6 protein-coding genes and 1 pseudogene are annotated in these 6,252 nt (G+C 64.7%); 4 read left to right on the top strand and 3 right to left on the bottom strand.

Features of this window, described 5'->3' with window-relative positions:
* Nucleotides 1–403 precede the first annotated feature (403 nt).
* Entirely contained in the window at nucleotides 404–934 is a 531-nt protein-coding gene (locus AC1DWT_RS48945) for a DUF1772 domain-containing protein (protein ID WP_206012490.1), read from the top strand.
* A 194-nt stretch (nucleotides 935–1,128) separates the two neighbouring features.
* Here the strand turns inward: AC1DWT_RS48945 and AC1DWT_RS48940 are convergent, their stop codons facing one another.
* On the bottom strand, nucleotides 1,129–1,413 hold the full coding sequence (locus AC1DWT_RS48940; protein ID WP_095863875.1) for a DUF1905 domain-containing protein: 285 nt from the start codon (nucleotides 1,411–1,413) through the stop codon (nucleotides 1,129–1,131).
* 357 nt (nucleotides 1,414–1,770) lie between these two features.
* Here AC1DWT_RS48940 and AC1DWT_RS48935 point away from each other — a divergent pair, with 357 nt between their 5' ends.
* Together AC1DWT_RS48935 and AC1DWT_RS48930 are read left to right on the top strand one after the other, a co-directional pair.
* Nucleotides 1,771–2,067, top strand: a complete 297-nt coding sequence (locus AC1DWT_RS48935; RefSeq protein WP_206012489.1) for a dihydrofolate reductase family protein — start codon at nucleotides 1,771–1,773, stop codon at nucleotides 2,065–2,067.
* Between the two features lie 269 nt (nucleotides 2,068–2,336).
* Entirely contained in the window at nucleotides 2,337–2,636 is a 300-nt protein-coding gene (locus tag AC1DWT_RS48930) for an MDR/zinc-dependent alcohol dehydrogenase-like family protein (RefSeq protein WP_072951124.1), read from the top strand.
* A gap of 116 nt (nucleotides 2,637–2,752) precedes the next feature.
* On the opposite strand, the gene AC1DWT_RS48925 is transcribed toward AC1DWT_RS48930, so the two are convergent.
* A complete protein-coding gene (locus tag AC1DWT_RS48925) occupies nucleotides 2,753–4,117 on the bottom strand; it encodes an HNH endonuclease signature motif containing protein (protein WP_206012488.1) in 1,365 nt (454 codons plus the stop codon).
* 881 nt (nucleotides 4,118–4,998) lie between these two features.
* On the opposite strand from AC1DWT_RS48925, the gene AC1DWT_RS48920 reads away from it, so the two are divergent.
* The gene (locus AC1DWT_RS48920) at nucleotides 4,999–6,033 is read left to right on the top strand and encodes a LacI family DNA-binding transcriptional regulator (protein ID WP_206012487.1); all 1,035 of its coding nucleotides are present in this window, start codon (nucleotides 4,999–5,001) and stop codon (nucleotides 6,031–6,033) included.
* An 87-nt stretch (nucleotides 6,034–6,120) separates the two neighbouring features.
* Here AC1DWT_RS48920 and AC1DWT_RS48915 read toward each other — a convergent pair.
* Nucleotides 6,121–6,252: pseudogene (locus AC1DWT_RS48915) on the bottom strand (ATP-binding cassette domain-containing protein); the annotation flags it as partial.

The following is a 6,252-nucleotide window of genomic DNA, read 5'->3' as shown; positions in this document are numbered from 1 at the left end:
GTTACGCTCACGCTTCTCGCCTACTCACCGACGTTGACAAATCGGGTCACAAGTTCTCTGATCAACTTTCCGCCGACGGCGCAGAAATTGTCAACGGTCTCGGGGCATAGCCGATTGATGATCGTGGCTCCACGATCGATTCGCGAGTGACGAAGAAGTCCGACGGTGCCATGGCGTCAAGACCGAGACTGATTTGAGGGACCTTTACCGTCGCGCGAGGTCGCTCGCCCAACGCACGATGGGCAGATGGCCCGCCGCCAAAGCGGATCCATCACCGGCCACAGACAGACCCTTGCTTGTCGACGAAGAGCGTCAAAGTGGCGACTATGGAGTTGTGCGGAATTGTGGCCAACGCAAACGCCGCCGACCGGAACCGAACGAGTGAGAGATCCGGAGTGGCTCAATGGCTCAGCCCGCGAGTGCCCTGCCTCCTCGCGGACCCGCGACCGGGCCCACAGGCCGCATCATCGCGACCGCCGCGGTTGCCGTTACCTCGGCCTTCGCCGGGGGCGCCCTGCTCACACAGACCGTGATTGTTCCGCACTGGCGGGAAATGGATCCGGCCGCATTCCTGTCGGAATTCGCGAGCTCCGGGCCCGCCACCGGAGCGACGGTCTTCCCGTTCGAGGTCGCCTCGGTCCTGCTGCTGAGCATGACGACGTACTCGACCGTCACGAATCGCCGACCAGGCCGCCTTGCGTGGGCTCTGGCGACGACGTGCATGGTCGGGACCTTCGTACTTCTCCCGATCTACTTCCTGGGTGCGAACCTGGCCATGCTCGACCCCGCCTTCCCACCCCGGGCCGTGCACGCCGAACTGACCTCCTGGTATCGCTGGAACTGGATACGCACGGGACTGGGCCTTGCCTCGGCCGTCCTCTCCTGCATTGCACTCACTGCCAGCCGACGTGAGAACGCCACCACATCGAGGTGATGCTGGGGACAGCAACTACATCTTCCGGCGAGAAGCCGTGACCGAAGGTGCCTTCGGGTAGCGCTGGGAGCCCACGCTGTGCGTGTTCGGCGATCGTCTTGTCGCTCGAGGATCCCCGGCGAAAGGCTCACGGTGGGCAGGCCCATCCCGAAAGTGGATCCCGTACCGGACGTCTTCCCGTTGGTGAGTTCAGTTCAGTTCAGTCGCTCGGTGAGGTGTACCTCGACGTCGTCACCGTCGTTCTTGCCGATCGCCTTGCGGATGGCAGCAGCTACGGGCAGCTTGTGGGTGCCATCTCCCAGTGCCATGAACGCTCCGGTGAACGGGTGCGCGTCGATGGTCCCAGCGACCTTGACCAGACCACGGGTACCGAATATCCGTGCTGAGTCGGGTAGCTGCACGCACGTCCACGTGTCCCCGGGACGGACCTTGCTCAGCCGGGCGGTGAAGGTGATGTCCAGGGGTCGGGGATCTGCCATGCTCTTTCTCCTTCGCGGCCCATACGATGGTCGTTCATCGATCAACCCAGAAGCGTCCATCCCGCCAGTGGCGCATAGTGCGCACAAGGCTACTGCCGAATAAACAATCACTGCGAGTAGCCGCTCGAGAAGTCCTGCCCGTCTACGCTCACAGCGTGCCGTAGGAGGTGAATGATATGAAACAGCTTCATTCATCTGGCTGCAGACAGCTGGAACTTCTGGTCCCCGTTTCCACCCGCAGTAACATCCTGGCTGGTCGATGTATTGGACCAGCTTCGGAGGGCTGGAATCACTCTTGGAGGTTTACGTTCGCTCGATGGCAAGAGCGCTGACGAGGACAACGGAATTCGAGACGTCATGATGAGCATCGACGACCCCGAGCAGGAGGAATACTTCGTCAGTCGGCTGTGGGATGCCGGGGTTTTCCTCATAGGCCGCAACACCTACGAGATCATTGCCGGCTACTGGCCCACCTCCGATCACCCGTCCGCCGGGGCCATGAACGAGATCCCCAAGGTCATGTTCTCTCGTACCTTGAAATCAGCCGTACGACTGGGACCCGGATCGTCAGCGGTGACGCGGCCGAGGAGATCGCCAAGCTCGAGGCCGAACCCGGCAAGGACCTCGTCGCCGCCGGCGGCACCGAGTTCGTGAACTCCCTGATCAAGCTCGGGGTGGTGGACGAGTACCGGCTGTGAGTGTTGCCCGCTGCCACGAGCAAGGGGGCGCCGCTGTTCCCAGAGTTGAATAAGCCCGTGACCCTGCGTTTGGTGAAAAGCACGGCCTTCCCGTCCGGGATCCTCGAACTGGTGTATGCGTCAACCGACAAGTAGTACCGGCCCCTCCTTGCAATCGCTTGCGGCACAGGCACTGCCTTCGGCGCACTCCGGCGGGCGGACGTCACCGGGCGGGACACGGTTGCCGTGTTCGGTCTCGGATCCATCGGCCAATCCGCGATCCAGTTCGCCGCCGCCCTCGCCCTGGTCGGCCTCGGCGGAAACATCGAACTCGACGTGTCGCCCGACATCGTGATCAAGCAGATCTCGATCATCGGCTCCTACACGTTCTCCAACGTCGGGATGGGCGAATGCGCGCGCTTCGTCGCGCAGCACGGCATCGACGTCGACGCGCTGTTCACCGATCGCTGGAAGATCGAGGACGCCGAAACCGCGTACACGGAGTTCGACCTGCAGGTGCGCGGCAAGGCCGTCATCGAGTTCTGACACGGCGGGGTCTGATGCTGCGGTGTTTTGTCACGGCGGGTGCCCCGCATCCGAGTGGGGGGCTCGGATGCGGGGCGTCTGTGGTGGGATGGAGTTGTGTTGCGGCGCTGAGTCTGTCAGGCCGCAGCCGGGCCGGCCCGCCGGTTGTGCGAGGGCAGTGGTTTCCGGAAGGGGTCGACGCCGGGTGGTGGAATGAACCACGGGTGCCGGTCGTCGCCGATCTGCACCTCCCACCCGTCGTGGTGGATGAGCCGGTGGTGGAAACCACAGAGCAGGACGAGGTTGTCCATGTCGGTGAGGCCACCGTTGACCCAGTGGACCGCATGGTGCGCCTCGCACCACGATGCCGGCGCTCCGCACCCGGGGAATGCGCACCCACCGTCGCGCACTGCCAACGCCCGACGCTGCTTTCTGGTGGCCGTCCTGCTGGTCAACCCGACATCCAGGGGTGCACCGTGATCGTCGAGGATCACCGTGCTCACCTGCGCATCACACGACAGATGCCGGGCGGCGGTGATCGTCAGCGGTCCCATCCAGGCCGCCCACGCCACCCCCGTTTCCGCCAGCACCGCCGCCCAGTCCTCCGCAGAGGTGGGCCGGTCGCCAAAGGTTATGTCGGCTGGGCCGGTGCCTGAAGCCTGCGCGCCCGAGTCGCTGCGGTCRGTGCCGCGGGCGTCGGCGAGGTCTCGCGCCCGCACCTGCACGCTGATGTGGGGGCGTTCGCCGGCTTCGGTGCCGTTCAATCCTGCTGCGAGATAGCGACGCAGCAGTTCGGTGAACGCGTCGGCACGCCGCCTTCCCGGGGTGCGTTCGTCTCTGGCCCCGTCCATGGCCGGCCGGGGTGCGGCCAGCTTCGACATCGCGGTCAGCAGCATCTCGCCGGTCACCGCATCCAGATCGCCTTTGACCGATACCCGTCCGTTCAGGGTTTTCGATGCGTGCAGTTCGTTGCGGTCGAGGTCTTCGCTCGCGGGGTGCTCGTCGCTTTCGAAGATTCGCTCCACCTTCGCGATACCTTCTCGGATCAGGTCGGTGCGGGCCTGTGGTCCGTCCGCTGCAGTCAGCAACGCGTCCAGTACAGGATTCAGCGCGCTCAGCGGCATTCCTTTCGGCGGTCGTTCGCAGAACCGCAGAATCAGCCCCGTATGATCCGCGGAGATCTTGCAGCCGTAGAACTTTCCGGCGATCGCAGGCCGCGACCGCAGCCCCCGTGCCAGGTTCACGATCCGTCCCGCCGCCCCCGGTTCGAGCATCGTGTGCGCCGCCAGCCACGCCTTCGCGTTGGGATGGCCCAGCACGTCGACTCGGCAGCGCGAATCCACTGCGTCCATCAGTCTCACCCGAATCGCCTCGAGGCGGGTGATCTCCGCGGACACCGCCAGCACCGTCTCGAGCAACTGCGTCTCGGTCAACCGCAGCGTGTCGACGTCGGCCGGATCACCGTCCGGCAACGCCCCCTGAGTTCTCTCCCCGTCCCCCATGCATCGAGACTAGATCGAACACCAGTTCGAGTCAAGGGAATTACCTCAATTCGTCTGTGCCGATGCATGTTCAGCACGGTGCACCCCTTGCGCTACAGGGACGCGCAACGGAGTGTCCAGACAATTGGACACTTCCATCCCCGCTTCCCGGTCTACGTTCAGCAAGCGAAGAGGCAGTCCCCGCGCGATCGGGTGCCACTCACCGAACGAGGAACCATGGACGTTGCATTGACGGCTCGGGACCCCGGGAGGCCGGACGAATACCGTCGGCCCGGGGGCGGCTGCGAGTACGAATACGTACGACCGTCGAAAACGGGAGGGTGCCGGTCTCCGGTGAGCGGCGTCCTGCCCTGCTTCAGGTACCGGGCGAAGGGCAACCGGGGACGCCGGTGTGCCCGTCCGTATTGGCGTACAGCGTTTTCTCCCTGGGCCGAGGGCGTCGAACAGGTCCAGAGCCTGTTGATGCGCGGTTTGACCACGGCTAAGCCCTCCGCCGTGGCGTGCCGGGCTCGGGCCACCGGTTGGGGATACGTCATTGCGGTCCCGCCGGGGTGACCGACCAGCATCAGCGGTGCCGGTGCGGATGCGGGTCTCGGCGTCCACAGGATGCCGGAGATTTCACACAGAGTGAATTCGCGTTCAAGGATGTCGTCGAGGCGCTGTTCGGAAGTGAAGTGCATGGTGTGCCTTCGTGAGTACTCGTAAAGCGGCGCTCGCGGACGACCTATCGTCCGACCACGCTCCCGCGGGCGGCGACTCCCCGTGTGGCGGTGCGGGAGTTGTTCATTGGGAGCATCTTTCGTGTATTCCTGCTAATCTTGCTGGGGTACGTGCCTCAATCAGTTGGCATCGTCCATCATTTTTACCTCGAGGGAGAAGTTGTGGCGCACGGTCGTTACAAGGTTCGGGAGATCGCCCAGCAGGCGGGCCTCAGCGAGGCGACCGTCGACCGCGTGCTTCACAACCGCCCGGGGGTGCGTGAGGGAACCCGCGCAGAAGTCGCGCAAGCGATCGCTGACCTGGACAAACAGCGTTCCCAGCTGCGGTTGGCCGGGCGAAAGTACCTCTTCGACGTCGTCATGCAGGCGCCGCCCCGATTCTCCGGGGCATTCCGCGAGGCGGTGGAGGCGGAACTGCCGTCCCTCGCCCCTGCCGTGGTCCGGACCCGGTTTCACTTCCGGGAGACCGGCTCGGTGCCTGCCATGGTCGAGACACTCGACAAGCTCGTCACACGGCCTTCACAAGGTGTCATCGTCAAGGCGCCCGACACCACCGAGGTCTCCGACGCTATCGACCGGCTCACCGAGGCGGGGATCCCCGTCGTCACCTACGCCACCGACGTGCCGAACAGCAGTCGGGTCGGCTATGTCGGAATCGAGAACCGGGCGGCGGGGGAGACAGCCGCCTACCTGCTCGAGCAATGGCTGTGCGACAGCACGTCCAGTGTCCTCGTCACCTTGAGTAGCAACGCATTTCGCGGCGAAGAGGAGCGCGAGATGGGCTTCCGCGGTGCGCTGCGCCGCTCGGGCGGTGTCGGGGGGAGCGGCTCTCAGCGCACACTGATCGACATCTCCGAGAGCGAGGGCCTCGACACGACGGTTGAGCGTCTCGTCCTCGACGCGCTCGAACGCAACCCGGACATCGAGGCGGTCTACTCGATCGGTGGCGGCAACATGGCGACCGTGCGCGCCTTCGAGAAGCTCGGCCGCCGCTACCGCGTTTTCATCGCCCACGACCTCGATCGGGACAACAAGCAGTTGCTCCGCGACAAGAAGATCTCGGCCGTCCTCGATCACGACCTGCGGTCGGACGCGAACCTGGCCTGCCGCATGCTGATTCAGGGACGTGGCGGGCTGTCGGGCGTGACCACGGTGATGTCGCCGATCCGGATCATCACTCCCTACAACATGCCCTGACGGTGATTCAGGAGTATCCGCGCACGACTGCACCGCCCCGACAATTCGGGGCGGTGCAGTGCCGATGCGGACCGGGGACGGGGTGTCCTAGCGCCGGAGTTCGTGGGTGAGTGCTTCGAGTTCGTCGCCGCCGGCCATCTGCTGGGTGAGTTCTTCGAGGCTGATCTCGTCGAAGGTGCAGTCCAGTTTCTGCCGGCCCCGGTTGAGGAGCACGAAGTG

Source organism: Rhodococcus sp. P4_B6, from assembly GCF_056402215.1.
The sequence above is the reverse complement of the archived record's forward strand: the minus strand, read 5'-3'. Positions and strand labels throughout refer to the sequence as shown.